Source organism: Streptomyces anthophorae (assembly GCF_049310305.1).
Lineage (GTDB): Bacteria > Actinomycetota > Actinomycetes > Streptomycetales > Streptomycetaceae > Streptomyces.
On record NZ_JBLWQQ010000001.1, the window covers coordinates 2,788,004 to 2,807,904 of the forward strand.

At 68.3% G+C, this 19,901-nt stretch carries 13 protein-coding genes and 1 pseudogene; 9 read left to right on the top strand and 5 right to left on the bottom strand.

What is annotated here, in order from left to right:
* Window positions 1–250 precede the first annotated feature (250 nt).
* Entirely contained in the window at window positions 251–1,591 is a 1,341-nt protein-coding gene (locus ACNYS0_RS12360; RefSeq protein ID WP_422473220.1) for an SUKH-4 family immunity protein, read from the bottom strand.
* A 60-nt stretch (window positions 1,592–1,651) separates the two neighbouring features.
* A complete protein-coding gene (locus tag ACNYS0_RS12365) occupies window positions 1,652–4,042 on the bottom strand; it encodes a toxin glutamine deamidase domain-containing protein (protein ID WP_422473221.1) in 2,391 nt (796 codons plus the stop codon).
* Between ACNYS0_RS12365 and ACNYS0_RS12370 the strand changes: the two genes are divergently transcribed.
* Window positions 4,032–4,931 carry a hypothetical protein gene (locus ACNYS0_RS12370; protein WP_422473223.1) on the top strand — a complete coding sequence of 300 codons (900 nt, stop codon included), beginning with the start codon at window positions 4,032–4,034 and terminating at the stop codon, window positions 4,929–4,931. The genes ACNYS0_RS12365 and ACNYS0_RS12370 overlap by 11 nt on opposite strands.
* 734 nt (window positions 4,932–5,665) lie before the next feature.
* On the opposite strand, the pseudogene ACNYS0_RS44190 reads toward ACNYS0_RS12370, so the two are convergent.
* Window positions 5,666–6,040: pseudogene (locus ACNYS0_RS44190) on the bottom strand (WXG100-like domain-containing protein); the annotation flags it as partial.
* A 185-nt stretch (window positions 6,041–6,225) separates the two neighbouring features.
* Here ACNYS0_RS44190 and ACNYS0_RS12380 point away from each other — a divergent pair.
* From ACNYS0_RS12380 to ACNYS0_RS12415, 8 genes are all read left to right on the top strand, one after another.
* Entirely contained in the window at window positions 6,226–8,913 is a 2,688-nt protein-coding gene (locus tag ACNYS0_RS12380; protein WP_422473226.1) for an SUKH-4 family immunity protein, read from the top strand.
* Between the two features lie 865 nt (window positions 8,914–9,778).
* Window positions 9,779–11,167: a hypothetical protein gene (locus ACNYS0_RS12385; protein ID WP_422473227.1), complete on the top strand. Its 1,389-nt coding sequence runs from the start codon at window positions 9,779–9,781 to the stop codon at window positions 11,165–11,167.
* Window positions 11,164–12,684, top strand: coding sequence for an outer membrane protein assembly factor BamB family protein (locus ACNYS0_RS12390; RefSeq protein WP_422473229.1), 1,521 nt, complete (start codon window positions 11,164–11,166; stop codon window positions 12,682–12,684). The genes ACNYS0_RS12385 and ACNYS0_RS12390 overlap by 4 nt, the downstream gene beginning before the upstream one ends.
* Window positions 12,685–12,829: 145 nt before the next feature.
* Window positions 12,830–13,309, top strand: a complete 480-nt coding sequence (locus ACNYS0_RS12395) for a hypothetical protein (RefSeq protein ID WP_422473230.1) — start codon at window positions 12,830–12,832, stop codon at window positions 13,307–13,309.
* A complete protein-coding gene (locus tag ACNYS0_RS12400; RefSeq protein ID WP_422473231.1) occupies window positions 13,306–13,665 on the top strand; it encodes a hypothetical protein in 360 nt (119 codons plus the stop codon). The genes ACNYS0_RS12395 and ACNYS0_RS12400 overlap by 4 nt, the downstream gene beginning before the upstream one ends.
* A 259-nt stretch (window positions 13,666–13,924) precedes the next feature.
* Window positions 13,925–14,254: a hypothetical protein gene (locus ACNYS0_RS12405; RefSeq protein ID WP_422473233.1), complete on the top strand. Its 330-nt coding sequence runs from the start codon at window positions 13,925–13,927 to the stop codon at window positions 14,252–14,254.
* On the top strand, window positions 14,254–15,369 hold the full coding sequence (locus ACNYS0_RS12410) for a WXG100 family type VII secretion target (RefSeq protein WP_422473235.1): 1,116 nt from the start codon (window positions 14,254–14,256) through the stop codon (window positions 15,367–15,369). The genes ACNYS0_RS12405 and ACNYS0_RS12410 overlap by 1 nt, the downstream gene beginning before the upstream one ends.
* The gene (locus tag ACNYS0_RS12415) at window positions 15,356–16,810 is read left to right on the top strand and encodes a hypothetical protein (protein ID WP_422473237.1); all 1,455 of its coding nucleotides are present in this window, start codon (window positions 15,356–15,358) and stop codon (window positions 16,808–16,810) included. Before ACNYS0_RS12410 ends, ACNYS0_RS12415 begins: the two co-directional genes overlap by 14 nt.
* Window positions 16,811–16,960: 150 nt before the next feature.
* Here the strand turns inward: ACNYS0_RS12415 and ACNYS0_RS12420 are convergent, their stop codons facing one another.
* Together ACNYS0_RS12420 and ACNYS0_RS12425 are read right to left on the bottom strand one after the other, a co-directional pair.
* On the bottom strand, window positions 16,961–18,358 hold the full coding sequence (locus ACNYS0_RS12420) for a S8 family serine peptidase (RefSeq protein WP_422473239.1): 1,398 nt from the start codon (window positions 18,356–18,358) through the stop codon (window positions 16,961–16,963).
* 91 nt (window positions 18,359–18,449) lie between these two features.
* Window positions 18,450–19,850, bottom strand: coding sequence for a hypothetical protein (locus tag ACNYS0_RS12425; protein WP_422473241.1), 1,401 nt, complete (start codon window positions 19,848–19,850; stop codon window positions 18,450–18,452).
* Between the last annotated feature and the right edge of the window lie 51 nt (window positions 19,851–19,901).

Below are 19,901 nucleotides of genomic sequence, written 5' to 3' on the forward strand. Positions count from 1 at the left end.
CTACGGCTCGTAGTGATCCGCGAGGCTCCCGGTGGCCGCCTCCCAGAAGTGGGCGCCGCCCACGTTGGCCGTAGGCGCCGGCAAAGATCTCGGCGGGCTCGGGACTCCGACCGACGGCACCGCCCTTCCCCTGGTACCCGCCGCCTTCGATGCCGATGGCGGGAAACGAGGTCCCGGCTCACCGGTGCATGCTTCCACCCACTCCTGGCGCCCCTTGCAGGCCCTTGCGCCCCTTGCAGGCCCTTGCTGCTCACACAACGCTCTTGAGAGTCGCCGTCCACCAGCTGAACATCGCCATGGGGACAGCGCTGCCGAGGCCGACCTCGATCCGTGCGGACAACGTGTCGAGCTCCAAACCGCTTGTGGTCATGCGGAGTTGGGAGCGGATACCGATGTACCTGGACGCCAAGGTGAGGAACGTGGCGAGGTCGGGGGCGATCCACGTGACGTACGTGTCGTCCTCGGGGCCCTCGACGTCCTCAAGGGTGTTGACTGCCTCGAACCACGGGGTGGTTCGTTCCTCGGCGTCGGTGTTCTCGTCCGGATGCCAGGGGCCGAGCCGGGTGCCGTCGGATCCGGGTGGCAGGCGGTAGACGACCCCGGTGGAGCACTCGATGACCAGCGTTCCGCCTTCCAGTGAGCCGATGGGAAGAAGGTCGTCGGTGCCGTTGGTGCCGTCGTCCTCGTCGGTGGAAGCGTGCGGCCGCCGGCGCGGCGGTGTCAGCTCCAGCGGGTGGCGCCGGAAGACCGGGACACCGACCTCGACGAGCGTCTCCCGGCTCGCGTGGTCGCCCATGCTCGTAGGGAGGTCCGCCGGGGGCACGCGGTGAAAGTCCGCGGCCTCGAAGGCGGGGAAGTCCGGGTGCCTGCCGTACGTCCTGGCGTCGAAACCGGGCACCACGTCGAAGGGGAAGGTACGCGTCTGCGGCCTCTCCGGAGGATTTGTGCACGCCGAGGTGAGCGGGTCGTCCGTAGTGGAGTCGATGGCGAACACGCCGCCGGGCGAGCAGTAGATCGTGGGACCAGTGAGGCCGTCCATGCGCAGGTGCCCCGTAACGAGCGGTAGACACCGCGAGGGCCCCCCAAGATCCGTCCAGAGCGGCAGCGTGAACTCGTTGAAGGTGCCGATGGGACTCGACTGCCCAGGGGTCGGCAGAGGACCGGTACTGGGCCCCGCGAGCGGTCGACCGCTCGCCGCGTCCCAGGCCCAGTGGGGCGACTCATCGGAAACGTACTCGCGTCCGATCACCGCGGGGCGCCCGTCCGGGGACCAGTCCGTGGGAGCCGGTTCGATCCGCTCGATCGGGCCGGGGAGCCAGCCGTCGAACGATACGGCCCCCGGCGGCCGCCAGTGGTGCCAGCGCACGCGCCAGGGGAGCGTTGTCGGCAAGTCGTCGATCTCGGCGGCGACTTCGGCATCGGCGTGGGCCGTGGCGGCCAGATGCAACCACGCAGCCCACTCCCCCCGGTCCGCAGGACGCACGCCTGCCAGCCACAGCTGCAAGGCGTAGTGGACGGGGAGCGGGAGTTCCACCCGGGGGGCGTAACTGCGCTCGGCAGAGGCGAGCAGAGCGCTGATGTCCGAACTCAAGAACTCATGGACATTTTCAGGAAACACATTTTCAGGCAACTGAAACTCCCCGACATTGCGTCATTTCTTGTTCTGCGTACCGAGTTCCTGGGCCAGGGCGTCGTACAAATTCTCAACCTTGGACAGGACGCGCTCCCTGAACTCCTCGTTCATTCGCTCTTCCGCGGGAGTCTTCGGACTCAGCTCATCCACCCCGGACGCAAGGGCGTTGAGATCCGCCCTGTCCATTTTTCCACCCTTCACCCCATGCTTCTGCGCAATCATCTCACGGGCGGCCCTTTGAACGTCGGCGCGGATCTCTCGCCTTTCGGCCACGACCTCCCCGTCCACGCGATACGTGGAGCTGTAGTAGATGGGCACGTCGGCCGCGAGGTTCTTCTTCAGCAAGGACGAGCAGTTCGATGACCCTCGGCCACCCTTCTTGCTTCCGCAAGGTTCACGCTCGGTGTAGAGACCGACGATCTTTCTCTCACCGTTTCCGTCCCGGCGATTCCTTTCCTCGACCCACTGCATGAGATGGTCTTCCGAATGGCGCGCCGATATTTCCCCCGGAGAGCCCGTCGGTATGGAGGAGTCGACTACGTACTCTATTTCCCCGTTCCCGTTGTCGACTTCAATGACGGCATAGTTCTTCTCACTGAGGTCCGGGACATGGGGAGAATCGCCCAGGCCGTGCTTGTTGGCCAGGTCGTTGCCGACCGTCTTCTTGGCCTCCCTGCGATTCTCGGCGGCTGCCGAGACCGTGCGGTCCGGGGACTCCTCGTAACCGCTCACACCGTGCCGCTCGTGGAAGGTGTGACTCAGGCGCGCCAGAGTGCTCACGACATGCATCTGCTCGCCGCGGTTCAGGCCGTCAAAGCCCGGGAGGGCCAGCCTGAGCCTCTCGCGGTCGAATGTCATGGGAGTGCCGTCGGGCGTCTGCCCCGCCGTCTGTCTGAGGACATTCGCGAGAGGGCTGACACCGTCGTGGGCAGCAGGGTGGTTCGGATCGGCCCACTTGTCGATCTGCGCGTCAACTCGTTCGTGTTGCACCTGGAACACGGGATTGCGGGCACGAAGAGCCTGCTGCGCCGGGTCCGGGGGAAGCCCTGGAGAGTTGGGGTCGTCCGAAGTCGTGGGCCGGAGAGTCGCGGGGCCCTCTCGCTCCAGGTAAGGATCCGAGTCGTCTGGATGGGGTGTGAGCGCGGGGCCTTTCGGCGGGGAGGCGTTGCCGTCGGCTTCGGAGGGCGCCGCTCCGTAGCCGGCCGGGGACGTGGTCGCAGCCATGGAGTCGGGGCTCGGGCCATGGGCCGGGGTGTCGCCGCCGGGGCCCGGCGGCGTGGGAGTGGCGGGAGTCGTATCGCTCTGCGGGGAATCGTCGGCTTGGTTCGCGGTCGGGCTCTGCGGGGAATCGTCGGCTTGGTTCGCGGTCGGGCCCTGCGGGGACTGTGTCTGGTTCCCGTTCTGCTTCTGGACCCCCTGCGACTGCGAGTCTTCTTGCTTCTGGTCCCCTTCCTCCGCCGTCTCGTCCTTCTTCTCCCAAGGGGCGTCCATGGTCTGGCCGTTGGGGTCGAAGGGGACGTAGCGGACGCCGGCGGCGCCGGTGTGGATGGGGTTGGGGCTGACCTCACCGGTCTGGTGGTCGACCCAGATGATCTGGCCGTTGTGGTTGTAGACGTTGAAGGCGTGACCGCCGCCGCCCGGCCACTGCACGCCCACCACGGCCGCCGAGCCGGGACCCGCCTCCTGGAGGTGGCTGGCGATGCGGCCGTAGGGGTTGGGGTGGTCGTCGCCGGCCCAGATCTGGGGGCGGCCGGCCCAGGCGTCGAGGTTGTTGTACGAGTCACGCTCGGGCGACATCGTGTCGAGCGAGCCGTCCTGGTTCTTGTCCGGGGTGCGGGGCGCGGAGACCTGGGGGTCGCCGAACCAGGTGGACAGGCCGGCGCGGGCGTTGTCGAGGCAGTTGTTGGAACGGCCCGGCTGCTGGAGACCGCCGTCGTTCTGGAGTTGGGCCCATTCGCCGTTGGGGTCGGGGTGGCGCTGGGGCGTGCCGTCCTCGTTGCGGGGGACGGCGTCGGCCAGGGCCTGCTGGTGGGCGGGGTCCGGCGTCAGCAGGCCGTACGGGGCGTGGTTGAGGCTGTCGCGGATCTGCTGGAGGCTCTGGCCCTGCGAAAGCGGCGCCGGCTGGTCCTGCTTGGGCGGCGCGGTGTCGGAGGCGGTTTGCGCGGGGTGGCCGTTCGAACTGGGCTGCTGGGTACCGGGGTTGATGTTCGGGGTGTGGATCGGGACCTGGACCGGCACCTGGTTCGGGATCTGGTTCGCAGGCTGATGCGGCGTCTGGCTGGGAGTGTGCTGCGGCGTCTGGCTTGGGGCCGGGTTGGTCGGCTGGTTCGGCGTCTGGCTCGGAACCTGATTCGACGGCTGGTTCGGCGTCTGGTTGGCAGGCTGGTTCGGGGTTGGCGTGGACGACAAGCCGCCGGGCTGGTTCGGGGTGTTGGGGCGGGGCGTCGAGGGGGTTGTCGGCTCGCGGCGGGTCGGTGTGGGGGTGGGTGTCGTGCGTTGGGGGGCCTCGGCACGGGGTGTGTCCGTACGGGGATGCGTCGTCGTGGGGGTGGGCTGGCGCGACGGGCCCTGGGTCGGCGTGGTGGGGGTGTTCGTGACCGGGCCCGGGGTCGTGGTCGGTGCGACGTTCGGCGTCTGGTTCGGGGCCGGTGTGGTGGGGTGCTGGTCGCCGGTGGGCGTCGGGTTCGCCGTGGGTGCGGGGCGGGTCGGGGCGTGGGCCTCGGTGGCCGTGGCGCTTTGGGAGTGGAACGTGGGGCTGGCCGACGTACGCGAGGGCGAGTCGGAGCCCGTGTGGGCGCCCGCACCCGCGCCGGGTATGGAGCCCGGCGTCGTAGAGGCGGAGGTGGGCGTGGGTGACGAGGTGTCGGTGGGCGTGGGGGTGCCCGCCGGCGTCGCCGTCGCCGTCACCGTCGCCGTGGGTTGGGACGGGTCGTTGCCGCGGTCGGGCGAAGGGGCGTGTGCGGCGGGGCCGTTGGTCTCCTGCGTCGGGGCGACGCTCTCCGAGGCCGTGTTGATGCCCTGGGACGGATCGGGCTGCCCGGTGGGCGGCGACGTGTCCGGCGTGGAGGTCGGCGCGGGCGAGGGCGTGGTCACGTCCGCGTCCACGCGCGCGTGCGGCACCGCGGAGGACGGGTCCGACGGCGCGGCGGGCGCGGGCGTGGCCGTCTCGCCGCCGCCATTGCGCTGCGCGTCCGCGCCCGTACCCGTCGACACGTCCGGCGTTCCGGACGACGGTGCGGCGTCCGGCGAACTCGACGGGCTCGCGGAGGATCCGGGCGTCGGCTGCTGCTCGTTGTAGCCCGCGTCGAACGGGGTCAGCGGCCGGTCGGACGACGGCGCCGAAGAAGGGGGCGGGGTCGGGGCCGGGGCCGATCCGGCGTCAACACTCGAACCCGCTTGCGCCCCAACTCCCGTATGGCTACGGCCTGTTGTCTCCGCTCCACCGGCGCCGCCGGAAACGGATCCACCAGACGCACCGCCTCCCTCACCCCCGACCCCGGACACCCCGGAACCAGCCCCGGAACCACCGGAAGCGGAACCGGAACCGGAACCGCCCGAGCCGCCCCCGGTCGACCCGCCGGACGCAGCCCCACCGGAACCATCACCGGCCCCGGCCCCGGCCCCGGCATCCGCGTCCGTCCCGCCCGACGAAGACGCCCCGTTCCCCGCCGCACTGTCCAGCCCGCCCCGCGCATGCGACCCGGCCCGGCCCCCGGCCCCGTCCCGCAGCGACTCACCCAACGTGGAGCCGAAGTTGTCGAAGCCGTCCTTGACCGCCGTCTTGCCCGCATCCGCCGTCCGGCCCAGGTTGTAGCCGTCCTGCGCACCGAAGTTCTGGTTCACCGTCTGCGCGACGAGATCCTTGCTCATCTCCTCCAGCGCGGAGACGAACGGCTCCTTCACCGCCTCCAGCGCCGCCTCCATCAGCGCCTGCGCGGCCTCCTTCAAAATCTTGCGGATCGCGACCCGGGACGCCTGCGTCATCGCCGCCGACGCCACCCCCGACAACCCGAACGTGACCACCGCCGTCGCCGCCGCCACCGCGATCTGGATCGCCAGCACGATCAGCTGGATGATCACCGCGATCTTCATCCCGATGATCAGCATCGCCGCGACGTCGAAGACCGACGCGATCACCTCGGCCGCCTGCCGCGCATCGTCCAGATACCCCGACCCGCCCGAGAACTTGTCCCACTTCTCGACGAACGCGTCGATCGACTCGCCGTAGTTGTCCGACGTGACATTGCCCGCCGAGCGCACCGCATCCGACTGGATGTCCCCGACCTGCGCCCCGAAGTCCCGCCACGTCTGCGCGCACTGCATCATGTGGTCCTCATTGGCCGTCGGCCAATCGAAGCCCAACATCTCCAGCAACCACGCCAGCTCGTCCGGCAACATCATCGCCATGGCGGCATCTCCCCCGTGTCGCCGTACATCCGTAGGCCCACGCGTGCCTCAACAGACGTAATTTTGCGCGGAGTTTACCAAGCCGCACTGACGCCCGGACAACCCCCGTCGGCCTCACGTACCCCGCTGTCAGAGCTCGCCCGTAGAGTGAGCAGGCACGTGTTTACGGGGAACCAGGGAGAGTCGTGAGCTGGCAGAACAGCCCCATGGCGGCGCCGCAGCAGCACCCCATGGCAGGGCCGCAGCAGGTCGCCTACGAGCCGCATCCGTTCATCGGCGGCCGTGCCTCCGCCCTGCGCGCGCTCGCCGTCTGGCGGGCCGCCGTGCCGGACGCGCCGCGCGTCGCGCTCCTCACCGGGTCCCCGGGGTGCGGCAGTTCGCGTCTGCTGACCGGTTTCCTGATGCTGTGCGACCCCGGCCACCGCGAGCGCATCGACCTCTCGCGCCTCGACCCGTGGACGGTCCCGCCGGCGCTGCCCGCGCCCGCCGTGCCGAGCGCCGCGGGACGCACGCCCGCGCAGGTGCTGTGGCTGCTCGCCGATCACTACGGGATCAATGTCGCGCGCGACGCGGAGGTCTACGAGGCCCTGGGCGCGAGCGAGCACGTGATCGTCGTGCCCGACGTGGCCGAGGCCGGTCCCGTACGGGCCGGGCGCGGGGCCGAGCGGATGGCGCGCGAGCTGCTGCTGCCGCTCGCGGGGCTTCCCTCCGTACGACTGCTCGCCGAGGTCCCGCGCGCGGTGGCCGCCGAGATCGCCGCCGCACTCCCCGCCGGGACGGCGCAGGTCATCGATCTCGACGCGCCCGAGCACGCCGACCTTCACGGCCTCACCCTCCAGACGCAGATCGCGCTCGACCCGACGTTCGGGGCGCCCCGGCTGCCGTTCACCGACGACCCGCAGATGCGGCTCTGGCTCGCGCAGGGCATCGCGTCACGGACGGCCGCGGGCCCGGGAGGCAGCCGCCTCACCGCCCAACTGGCCGTCAGCGCACACCTGTTGGCGCCGGAACCGCCGCCCAACGCCGCTCTCTTCCCCGCAGGTCCCGCCGAGGCCGTGGCCATGCACGCCCAGCGCCTCGGCGCCGACCCGGCCCTCCTGTCGGCGATGCTCGCTCCGCTGGCCCTGGCCGAGGGCGAAGGACTGCCGCTTCCGTTGTGGGCACCACTGGCCTCGGCGCTGGCCGCGCGCGACCTGTCGCAGGACATCGCGGGCGGCATGCTCCTCGCCGGCCCGTTCGTCACCACGGTGAACGACGAGGACGAAGCGGAGCCCACCCTCGTCGCCCTCACCCACCCGGCGCTCGCCGAGGCTCTCCGTGCCACGCTGCCGGACGTTCGCGCCGCCCACCTCTGCCTCGCGATGGAGCTGGCCGAGCGGGTGCCCGACGAGGGCTGGGAGCAGGCCGACCCCTACGTCAGGGACGGCATCGTCGGCCACCTCCTGGGCGCGGGCCAGCTGCCGCGCCTGCTCAAGGACCCGTGGCTCCTTGTGCACGCGGACCCGGTGGTGCTGCGGGCCGCGCTGGAGGAGATCGCCCCGGACGACCGGGCGCGGGCGTCGCTGCCGGCTCCGGGACGTACGTATCTGCGGATCGCACCGCTGATGACGCGTACGCAGGCGGGGCCGGCGCAGCGCGCGCGGATGCTGGCGTCGGCGTTCGAGGAAGACGGACTCGCGCAGTACGCGGACGCATTGGGCTCGACCGCCCGGGGCCCGAACTCCACGGCCTCCCGACCCACACCCACACCCACACCCACACCCACCGTGGTGGACTACCCGCTGGCGCCGCCCGCGCCATCGCCGCAGCCGCAGCCGCAGCCGCAGCCGCACCAGTCGGCCCCCACTCCGGCACCCGCCGACCCACCACGCGGCCGCCCGGCAACGGGCCCGGGCAACACTGCCGTGTTCACCTACGTCGACCCGCGCACCGGCCAGGAGGCCTACGTCACCGCCGTGTCGGCCCCCGGCAAGCCACCGGCCGAGTACCAGGGCATGGCGCAACTGGGCGAGTTGCGGGTGCCCGTGGACAACGTCGTGGCGATCCACACGGACCTGTCCCCCGGCTACTTCCCCGGCGGCTACACGGCGAACGTCCTGCTGTCCACGTTCCCGAAGGCCTCCCACTCGCACGCCCACCCCTACGGCCGGGACCAGGCCTCCCGCACCGAGGGCATCACCGCGCTCACCTCGCACGCGCAGATGATGGCCCAACTCGCCGGCCAGCAAGCCCCGCCGCAACCGTCCCGGGCCCCGCTCCCCCACCCCGTACCGCCCACGCATGTCCTGCCGGACGCGGAACTCGGCCCGCTGCTCACCCAGGTCTTCGGCGAGCAGAAGGTACGCCGTTACGCTCCACAGCTCCTGGCCACGGCGGCCCTCCCGGACGCGGCGCGCACGACCCTGGCCACCACCGGCCTCCCCGCGGACGTCCCCCTCTTCTTCCTGGCGGACACGGACGCGCCCGGCGTCCCGCCCGTCATGGGCGGCATGTTCGCGGACGTACGCACCCACCTCATCGGCACAGGCGTCCAGTTGTCCCCCGACGCGGCCAACACCCTCGCCACGCACACCCGCATCGGCACCGACGGCGTATGCGTGATCACGGTGCAGCGCGACACCGGCCAGGTCTGGGCGGCGCTGCCCCTCGACGGCCGCCTCCAGTACGTGAACTCCTCGGTCGCCGCCTTCGCGTACTCCCTCGCCACCCTGTACGCGACCCGCGGCCACATGGTCGACGCGGACCCGCACACGGCAGGCAACATCGTCGCCGACCTCCAGACCCGCCTCCTGACCATCGACCCGAACGCCCTGTCGGAGCCGGACAATTGGTGGTCCCTGATCATCGAGCAGATGTGGCACGGGTTGTTCTGAGGAGGGGGCGGGGCCCTACTCGCGTAGTGCGCCCGCTCACGTACTGAGCAAGCAGGGTGCGCGTCGCTCTCGCGACACCCATTCACTCGCACCAGCCGCCGGATCCGAAGGCGTCTGATCCCTGCCCTCCGGGCCCGCGCGATGCGTTCAGCACCAGCGCTCTTCCTCTCCGGGGCCCAGAGATTCCAACCGTTGGGCTGCATGATCAGCAGCTCGCCACTGCCGGGTTCGAACGCGGCGCCGCGCCGCGCCGAAGAGCCTGTCCCCCCGCGAACCACAGGCCGGCCTCAATACCCTGCGGCCAGCTGCCCGTTCTGCTGCCCTGATGATGCACGGCGTCCCAGACCTCGGCGCGGCTGACCGCACCACTCATCCGACTGACTTCCGAACCCTGGGAGTTCAGTCGCTCTCGGGAACTCACACACCGGGTTCTTTCATCGTGGCCACGCTCAACCTCTGTTCCGGTCACTTCGGTCAAAGCCCTGACCCCCTTCCAAATGCGGCCGGAAGCCAGGTAACCGACGCACGCCCCCGAAGCGCACAGCTGCCACAAACCCCAGGCCGGGGCAGCCGCCTGTCCGGGCTCTCCTGACCCTCCTGCCGGACTCGGCGCCACGGGAGTTACCAGAGTTGCCGATATAAGTATCTGATAAGAATGACGTTCGCGTCCCCTGAGCCGGATGCATGACAAGCGTCGTCACGGGGGACGGACGTGTGTCCCCCCTATAACGAGGGATCCATGTCGTTTCAACCGCCGCAGGGATACGGGCAGTCGTATCCCCCGCAACAGCCACCCAGGCCGCCGTCTCCGCCGCCTGCGCCCCCGGGACCGCCGAACGCGCCACCGAGCGATACGTCGCGCGGCGTGAACCCGGTCCTCAAATGGGTGACCGTTGCCTTCGGCGGAATCGCAGTCCTCGCGCTCGGCCTCATGGTGTTCGGCATCGCGCAGGCGGTCAGTGACGACCCGTTGCCCGTGGCGGGCAAGGGCGGCCAGGCCACCGAGATCACTCAGGCCGACATGGCCGGCCTCCTCAAGAACCACTCCAAGGCGCTCACGGGTGGCGACAAGGGTGCCTACCTCAAGCCGTTCGAAGGCGGTTCGCCGGCCCTCAAGAACAAGCAGGCCTCGCTGTTCGCGAACCTCCGCAAGGTCCCGTTCGCGGTGTCCGAGTACCAGTACCTCAACATCGACGGCCGGGCCGTCGACCACTACGGAGCGGGCGCTTCCGCCACTGTCGAAGTGGCGTTCGTCCACCAGGTGAAGGGTGCTGACGCCAGCCCCGTCGCCGAGCTGTACCGCTGGACGGTCGAGAAGAAGACCGAGAACGCGGACCTGAAGGTCACCGCGGTGGGCCCGTCCACTCCGGAGATCCCCGGCTACGGCGAGATGACCAACTACCCGGCGCCCTGGGACGCGTACGACTCGATGGCCGTCACCGTCAAGCCGCACACCGTGATCATGTCGGACTCCGCCCAGTCGGCCGACGCCCGTCGCTTCGCCCCGTACATCGAGAAGGCGGCGACGGACAACCTCGCGGTCTGGGCCGCCAAGGGCCCCAAGAGCGGTCACACCATGCCCGGCTTCGTCGTCACCCTCGAGAAGAACCGCAAGGTGTACAAGCACATGTACCGGGAGGGCTCCGGCGAAGAGGAGGACGAGTCGATCGCCGAGGCCGGCGTCTCGATCCAGATGCCGGCGGTGACGGCAGGCGGAACCAAGGCCAAGGTGAACGTTCAAAACGGTGGAGCCCGCATCGTCATGGACACCGCGCAGAGCCGGTTCCAGCGCCCCGACCATGCCGCGAGCGTCCTCGAGATCAGCCACCACGAACTGGCGCACACCATGGTGGAGCCACTCACGGGCCCTGACGGCCAGTCCCAGTTGTGGGTCGTGGAAGGCTTCGCCGAATACATGGCCATGCGGAACGATCCCTCGGCGGCGACCAAGGAACTGCGCTCCCTGAAGAGGTACTACGCGGGCAGCTACGTCGATCCCTTCGACGGCAAGCTCCCCCTCAGCGAGGACTTCCACAGCCCGGACGACGCGGAGAACAGCGCGCACTACACCCTTGGCTGGCTGGGCATCCGCTTCATCGCCGAGAAGTACGGCGAGGACAAGGCCCTCGCCTTCGTGGCCGAGCAGTACAAGACCCCCAAGGGGATGGACGCGCAGCTGCGGAAGGCCACCGGTATGGGTACGGACGAGTTCCAGAGCGCCTGGGCCGACTACGTGAGGAAGCAGATCTCATGACGACGCCCGGCTACTCCAACGGCATGCCGCCCACTCCGGGCCAGCAGCCGTACAACTCCCCGTATCCGCCGCAGCAACAGCAGCCGTACGCACCGCCACAGCCCCAACAGGGCTTCGTTCCGCAGCAGTTCACGCCCATGCATCCGGCATCCTCTGCCCCCGGGAAACAGCGGGGCAAGGGACTGATGGTCTTCCTCCTGGTGCTCAGCGTCATCATGTCGGGCGTCTTCGGCTTGGTGGCCTGGATCCTGCTCGACCCCACCAAGACCGAGGTCGAGTGGAGCCTTCCGTACTACGGAGGCGAATCCGACACGCAGAACTACCTCGGCACGTGGTTCACGGGAAGCAACGTCGTCCGCGCCCAGACGGACGGCATCAGCGCCCTCGATGCCGACAGCGGGGACCTTCAGTGGGGCATGGCCGCCCCCGGCAAGGGAGCCTCCACGATCTGCCACGCCTCCTCCGTGTCCAGCGAGAACATCGCGGTCCTCGCCGTCGGCGCGGTCCACGACTGCAACGGCCTGTTCGCCGTCGACCTCAAGACCGGCAAGAAGCTGTGGCAGCACACGATCCCGAAGCGCCAGGACGGCCCCGCCACCGCGGTGAGCGGCGGCACGGTCGTCGTCAACGACAAGACCGCGTACGACCTGCGCACCGGCAAGGTGCTCTGGAAGGACAGCAAGAAGGAGACGTACGGCGGCAAGGCGTGCGAAGGCCAGGGGTACGTCGGCGGCAAGCAGCTGGTGCGAGTTCAGATCTGCACCACCCGCTGGGCCTATGGCTCCCCGGACGGCCAGAGCTCCACGGCGGCCGGCGTCGATCCGGCCACCGGCAAGGCGACGTGGACCTACGCCATGGGTGACGGCGAGTGGGACTACGGCGAGGACGCGACGGTCGTGTCGACCTCTCCGGTGATCGTCGGCGTCCCACAGGACGTGAAGGAGAACGGGTACGCCGTACTGCGGGACGACGGCAAGGCCAGAAACGTCATGGTCCTCGGGGAGAGCAAGGACGCCTACGCATCCGCCAGCAGCCTCTTCTCGCAGAAGGAGGCCGCGACGGAGGGCGACCCGCAGGCCGCGATGAAGGTCATCGGCGACACGCTCTACATCGCCGAGAAGCACGACGGTTCGGCCCTGGGATCGGCGATCGACGCGTACGACCTCGACAGCGGCAAGCGCGTCTGGTCCACCGGGGTCAGTGAGGACGTGCAGTACTCGCTCGTCCAGGGTTCCGGGAACGAGCTCCTGGCGCTGAAGCAGGACGACACCGGCTGGCGGGAGGAGACCTTCGGCGGCGACGGTTCCCCCATGTATCTCGTCAGCCTCGACCCGAAGTCCGGCTCCGAGACGCAGGAGCAGTACTACGGGCACCTGGACGGCGCCCTCGGTCACGATGCCTGGGCGATGCCCTACCTGCACGACGACCGCATGTTCCTGGCCTCGGTCTCCAACACCGGCAAGAGCTCGGTCGCGAGCGAGGCGCACGAGGCGTCCCTCATCAAGATGAGCGACTGACGCTTCGGGGGTGGGGGGGGCGGCCCTCACGGGGTCGCCTGCCCCACCCGGCGGGCACCGTCACATCGACAGGCACGTGGGGTGCAAGGGCCTGCCCTCTTTTGAGTGATGGCGCGCCGCCCAGTTTCAAAGTAGTTTCAAATCCATGAGTGCTGAGAACGCGGCAGTGAACTTCTCCGAGTTGGTCAACAAGAACAAGCAGACGCTTGCCCGGCTCCAGGTATCCCCCAGACTGCTCCTGCACCGCAGAGACGGCGAGGATCTGGTCCTCACCACCGCAGCACGGGCCGAACAGGACCAGACCGTTGTGTCGGCAGCTACCCGGATGCTGACCGCAATGGCACGCCGCGAGCCCGGCAGCATGGAACTGCTCCTCGACATACTGCCGGAGGCCTTCCCATGGGTCCGCTTCCTGCCCGAGCCCGATCTCCACGCCTTCGCCGTCGAACTGGTCGACACCATGCGCGCCGCCGACTCCATCGGTAACAGCGCATCTGTCGCACAACTCCTCATTTCCTGGCAGCACACCGCCGAGGTCCACTCGGATCCCGAGTTGCTTGCCGCGCTGACCAAGGACCACGGCGAGGACTACGGCCCCGTAACGGACCCGCGAGGTGCCGCGTGAGCGCAGGCCGCGGGGACCGCGCCGCGCCCCCGGCAGCGGACGGCCACTGGGAGGTCCGCTTCGCCGATGCCGCCTCGGCGAAAGGCTGGGAGAGCCTCGCCCAACAGGCCCGTGAGAACACCTACCGCGCCTGGGTGACCATGCGCACCACCGCCAGACCAGCTACCGAGACACCCCGACACCACCGCCTCAAAGGCAGCCTGGCGCACGGCATCCACCGCGGGCAGACCTGCGAGCAGTGGCAGATCGAAGTGACCGGCGGCGGCCGCATCTGGTATTTGCTCGACATCGCCCGCGAGACCTGCTGGATCACCTTCGCGGGTACGGGACACCCGCGCGCCACGGATCGGCACTGACGGCCGGCCGGGCAGCGGACGCCGAGCATCGCCCGCTACCGACCGGACCGCTCCACCAACAACTCCTACGAGTACGAGTTCCTCGGCGAGGCTGACATCGACGAGCTCCTGCCCTGGGCGCAGGAATACGACACCGAACGCGCGTGGACCTACACCGCCTACGTCGGCACCGAGGACAGCGGCCAAGGAACGCCAACTAGGGTGTGGCGCACGGGGCGCATGCGCCGAGGGCCGGATCGAGCGCAGAAGGGCAGGACAAGTGGCAGACCAGGAATCGTACGTCGATCATGCGCAACTGATGAAGTTGGCGAAGAGCTTTGAACAGCACGCCTACGACCTTGAATCGACACTCCGAAAATTCTCCGCGGAAACCGGAGAGGAGGCGATCAGTGATGGTTTCGGCGTCTTGACTGAGTCCGAGGAAGTCACCTCTGCGTATATCGAATACTCCGCAGACGTCACCGATGCCATGAAGTCCATCTACACGCACCTCGACGCCATCGGCTCCGGCCTACGACAGGTAACCGCGAACACGGAAACCAACGACGAGGGTGTTGGCGCACTGTTCGGCAATCACGGGGGCAAGTGATGAGTGGGGACGAGTCCGTTGCCGAGGAGATAGTTGAGCTCGGCATTGAGGTCGTCCATCCCGGTGGCCGACCGGATGAACTGAGACAGGCCGCTCAGCAGTGGCGCCACCTCAAGACTGAGGTCGGTCAGATTTTTGGCGCTCTGGACAAGCAGGTCAACGCCACCGTCGGGCACGCATGGCGGGGCCCGGCCGCCGAAGCGTTCCATGAACACTGGAATGAGTGCGCCAAGGCCGCCGACCTTGTGACGGAAAACTTCGATGAAGCCGCCGCAGGCCTCGAAAAGGCCGCGGACGCCATCGAAGAGGTCAACAATGAGATCGAGGACATCTACATAGAGATCGGAATCTCCGTCGGAGTCTCGGTCGGTATGTCTTTCCTCACCTTCGGCGTATCCGCCGCAGTCGGCACTGCCCGCATAGCGATGCTGGCCGAAAAGGCTCTGAGTGCGGCCAACATGCTGGGCCGAATACTGCGGACGATTGCCAACGCATATAAGGCCTTCAGAGACTTCAGCAGAGTCACCGCTGTCATGGCGAAACTGATGTCCTCCTTCGCGCTGAACGCCACTACCGGCACCGTCGGCGGTATGGCCACCAGCCTCCTCAGCGGCAAGGGTTTCGAGGTCGAGAACAACCTCAGGGGAGGCATCGCCGGTGCGACCTTCGGTACCGGAGCTGCCTCAGCCGCAACCCGCCTGGGCGGCGGCGAGGTCATCAGCGGCATCGCCGGCGGTGCAGCCGGCGGAGTCGGCGGCGACGTTCTGAACTCCGCGATCGGGGACGAAAAGTTCGACGGGCGGCAAGCCGCGATCGACGCCGTCACCGGAGGGGCAGCCGGTGGCGCGGGCGGCACTATGCGAAGCGTCGACAGAGGCTTTCGCGATATCGCAAACGACCTCAGGGGAACGCATACCCCCGAGAGTCACGACGCGGCGCGAGACACTGCGTGGGGTACGGCCGTCCCCGTTGCCGGTGGGGTCGCGGCGAACGACGCCAAGGACAACTTGGAAGACCTCGACGACCAGACCAAGGACGTCCCGCCAGGCGCCAAGCAGGGACCTAAGGGGCAAGATGCCTCAGCAACCGATGAGGTACGAGATGTCTTCGGCTGACCACATTTCAAGCACTACCGCGCCCGCCTTTCGTCGGGTGGGTCCGGGCCCCCGTAGGGCCGGTGTCGGATTCGCCGCGCTCGGGCTGGCAACCCTTGCCCCCATCCTGCCCTTGTGGCTCTTTTCCGCGAATCCGGAGTGGCGCAGGACGGCGATCCTCCTCGCCCTCGGGTGCGCACTGGTCTGCGTCGGTGGTCTCGCCGCCTTCCAGCGCTCGGCAGGGGGACGGCAGCCGTACTCCTCGATCGCCCACGCCGAGTTCTCCGGTTCCGTGGAGACGGGCGGACTTCCTGCCACGGGGCCGCAGCAGCCGCCCCGGGCGCTGCCCTCACGACGGGGCATGATGGCGCGGTCCTTCGCCTGGTACCTGGGCGTCAGTACAGCGCTGGTCACCCTTCTCGCACTGGCGATGGGCACGCCTCAGCGTCCGGCACCCATGCAGCAGATCGTAGATGCCGGTGCAGAGTTCGCCAACGTCCGGGTGGAGAAGGTCCGCGACGTCCAGTTCCACGATCCGAGTCGCGGCCGCAGCTACTACACCTCGACGGCAGTCGTCAGGCTGCCCAGGGGTGCGGGCGAGGACTCCATGGCGGCAACGGTCCATCCACGTACAGACGACCGTCCGCACCCAGAGATCGACGTCTCCGTCCTCTACGCCCCGTCACAGCCCGAACTGGGCGCCGTCGCAGGGGACGAAGACACACTCGGTTTCGCATTGGACGGCTTCACCCTGCGCGCCTCCGCCCGCTGGGTCATCGGCATCGCCTGGGCGATCGGCCTGGCCCTCTCCCTGTTCGGCATCTCCCTCACCTACGGCTTCCGCTCCTTCTCCCGGCTGAGGGGGACCTCCATGGCCGTACGCGTGACATTCCTCAGCACCGGAATGTCGGTGCGGGAGTCCAAGAAGCAGGTGTGCCTGAAGGTGGTGACCCCATCGTCACGCACCGCTCATTTCCTGGTCTCCGTCACAGAGGATCAAGTTCCCAAGTCCCTGGCGGGCCAGCCTCTTTGGCTCTGCTGGGATGCCCGAGGCGACGCCGACAACGACGGGGCTTCCAAGAGCGACACTCCGGCGGCATTGGTGTCCGACGACGGCTGGGTCATGCACGGGATGCTCCACCCCGACGACGCTCGGATGATGACCACCGAGGGCGTCTCCATCGACAAGGCCACCGCGCAGAACGGCGAGCCGCGCGTTCTACGCCTCTGGGATCCTCACTCGGCGTGGCCCCTGTACGTGGCACCGTCCGTCCTGATGCTCGCCGCGGTACTCGTTGGCTGCGCTGCACTGCTGACCTTCGATATCCCGGGCGCCTTGCGCTGGGTGATCGGGGTCTCTGGTGTCGTCATCGGACTGACGCTCTGTGTGCTTGTGGCGGTCGGCCCGCACAAGGCGCATTACCGCTCGGCTGTGGCGGAGGGTGGGACGCAAGCGGGCTGACTCCCTCCGTGGCGGGCCCTGATCTCGATCTCTTCCGACCAGAACTCCGTCGGCCCACTTTGAAGGGCCCACCCTGGTTCGCGCAATAGCGAAGCGCCCCACGTCCGAGGCGGACGTGGGGCGCGAGGGCGGTACCTATGGCGGTAGCAACTACTGCTGGCCGTACGGCGGTTGCGAGGGAGCCTGGGGGTACGAGCCCGGCGGCCCGGGAGGCGCTTGAGGCGCCTGTTGCGGGTACGAGCCCGGGTACGGCTGCTGCGTCGGATACGGCTGGTGCCCGCCGCCACCCCAGCCACCACCGGGGGGCGGGGGTGGGCCGCCGCCGTTGTTCTTCTTGCGGCTGAGCACGATAACGAGCACGACGATCACCAGGAGGACGAGGACACCGGCGACAATTCCGATGATCAGGCCGGTGCTCATGCCGCCGGAGTCCGAAGAGTCGGAGGCGGCGTCGGGCGACGAGGACGACGGGGCCGAGGTGTCACCGCCCTTGTCCTTGGCGATGGCGGAATTCAGTTCATCGACCTTCAGCGGGCCATTCTTGGGGCCTGCGGGGACGTTCTTCGTGAGCGCCGCCAGCGGCTGGATGAAGCCGTAACCGTAGTGCTCGTCGGGGAGCGACGCGCCCTTCTCGGAAGGGGGGAGGCCAGCGGTCTTGACGAGACGGTTGACCAGCTGGCCCGCGGAAAGGTCGGGGAACTTTTGCTTGAGTAGGGCCAGGGCTGCTGAGGTATAGGCAGTGGAGTCAGAAGTGCCATTATTCATGTCGTAGCCGTCAGCATCGAGGCCTAGGGCGACGTTCTTCACACCAGGTGCGGCAAGCATGAGCTGAGGCCCATAGTTGGACTTGTTCCAGATCTTGCCCTGCGAATCGACGGCACCGACAGTAACCACGCCAGGTTCGATAGCGGGGGCAAGCAGGTTTTCAACTCCCGTCTTTCCCTCATTGCCTGATGCTGCTACAACGGGCACGCCATGATCCAGGGCATAAGAGATGGCTTCACGTTCCGCCTTGAGCGCCGATGAGTCATTACCCGAAATATCCGCACCACGAGAGATGTTGATGACATCAGCACCGTGATCTACGGCGTACTTGATCGGCTCCGCGAAGTATGTGGCGTTATTTTCGGAGACATCTCCGATAGACCGGATGGGGAGGATCTTGGCATCGGGGGCCAGCCCCTTTACGCCACTCTCGTTCCCCGCACCATGACCGTGCCCAGCGATAATGCCGGACATCGCGGTGCCGTGTGCCACATCGGCTTCGTTCACACCGGACTGGCTCGAGATGCCCCCTCCGATGAAGTCCTTCCCCTTGAGGAACTGGCCGGTGAGGTCGGGGTGGTCGGTCTTGAAGCCACCGTCGATAACGGCGACAGTGACGCCCTTCCCGGTTGCCACGCTCCAGATCTTGTCGGCAGAGAACGCCGTAAGAGGCCACTGGTCGTCTCTCACCTGGTCCGCCGACGCCGTCGGCGCGGCCGCGAAGAGCAGCGCTCCCGCCGCTGCTGCAGCGCCGACCGCGCGCAGCGCTCGCGTGAAGCTCATGCCGTAACACCTTCCCTCGCAGGGCGGGGCCCACAGCCTGAAGGCTGCGGGCCCCGTCTCGTTTTCACCGCATATTAACCAGTAGGCCTGACTAGTCCACGACCTTGGGGTTAACGGTGCGGTTGCTTGCCCAGGTCTCCTCGTCCTCGACGAGGTAGTCCGGGCGGGCGTTCTCGCGCCCCTTCTTGTCCTTGCCCTTGCCCGTCTGGGCACCGTGCCCGGCGAGACCATTCCGTCCGGCGTTCTTCGCAGCACCGCCGGTCGCGGTCTTTGGCTTCTGCCGCAGAGCGGAACCGCCCTGCTGTCCCGAGCCAGGCTTGACGACGGACTTGCCGATCTCGCCGCCCTTGGTGCGGGCGAGCGAGTTGCCCTTCAGGCCCTTCGCAGCATTCTTACCGGCGGCTCCGGAACCCGCGCCACCACCCATGCCACCACGGCCCATAGCACCTGCGCCGCCACGGCCGGCGGCACCCGCACCGAGGCCTGCACCGGCACCGATCCCGCCGCCGATCCCTGCACCGTTGGCACCGCCGGCGCCGGCTCCGGAACCAGCCATGCCGCCACCGGCGCCGCCGACACCAGCGCCGGAACCTGCGCCGATGCCAGTGGTCCCGGAACCCGAGCCACCTCCGAAGCTCAGGTTGCCAGCTCCAATCTGCGAACCGGCCGTCGGCTTCTGGGAGCCGATTCCTCCGCTGATGCCACCGGCAGTCGGCGACTTCATGCTCTTGACCGCAGAGCCCGACGCTGTTGAGCGGCTGAGGTTGCCAGCACCGGAACCGCCCGAGGGGCCGCCTACGGAACCAGCGACGATGGGCACAGGGGCGACGCCACCGGGGTCACCCGGATAGTCCTCGCTGTCGTCTCGTCGGGGATTCTTCTTCCACGACCCCATCGACTTGGACTGCGCGTTATAGGCCGTCCCCAGCTCTTCCATCTTCACGGCCATCTGCATCTGCGCTTCTCGCCCCGCCGACATGTCGCCCTCACGACTGTCGGCAACCTGCTGCGCAGAAACATTCTTGTTGGCGAGGTCCCGGTCAAGGCCCTCCGTGTCACGGCCGCCGTCTGTCGCCCAGTCCGTCGCGCTGCTGGCCTTGCTCGGCTTCTCCATGTCCCTGACGATGGGCTGGATTTCGCCGAGCACGTTCGCCGCGCTCGTCATGGCAGTGGAGACGTGCGAGGCGTACGTGGACGTGTCATGGATCTTCTTGGAGATCACCTTTGACCGAGCCTGGAACTGGTCGGCCGATGAACCCTCCCAGTGCTGCATCACCTCGGCCACGGCATGCTCGTAGGATTCCTTGATCCCGACGAGCTGCTCGTGGACGCCCTTCCAGCCCCGGGCAGCGTGATGCACGTCCTCCGGCTTGGCGTCCTGGACCATGGCCTTCATGGTGTCCATGTCCAGGTTCTTGAAGTCAGTCGTGTTGTCGCCGGCGTAGCACTGGGTCGGCGCGTTGTAGGTGTAGCTCGTACCCTCGTCACTCATTGCGCCCGAGGCCCCCTTCGTCTCTCACGTCATGTCCTACATACCCGCTAC

Excerpts from the sequence above, each read along its gene's own strand:
- ACNYS0_RS12395 (WP_422473230.1), top strand. The coding sequence starts at position 12,830 with ATGAGTGCTGAGAACGCGGCAGTGAACTTCTCCGAGTTGGTCAACAAG.
- ACNYS0_RS12390 (WP_422473229.1), top strand. The coding sequence starts at position 11,164 with ATGACGACGCCCGGCTACTCCAACGGCATGCCGCCCACTCCGGGCCAG.
- ACNYS0_RS12410 (WP_422473235.1), top strand. The coding sequence starts at position 14,254 with ATGAGTGGGGACGAGTCCGTTGCCGAGGAGATAGTTGAGCTCGGCATT.
- ACNYS0_RS12415 (WP_422473237.1), top strand. The coding sequence starts at position 15,356 with ATGTCTTCGGCTGACCACATTTCAAGCACTACCGCGCCCGCCTTTCGT.
- ACNYS0_RS12425 (WP_422473241.1), bottom strand. The coding sequence starts at position 19,850 with ATGAGTGACGAGGGTACGAGCTACACCTACAACGCGCCGACCCAGTGC.
- ACNYS0_RS12420 (WP_422473239.1), bottom strand. The coding sequence starts at position 18,358 with ATGAGCTTCACGCGAGCGCTGCGCGCGGTCGGCGCTGCAGCAGCGGCG.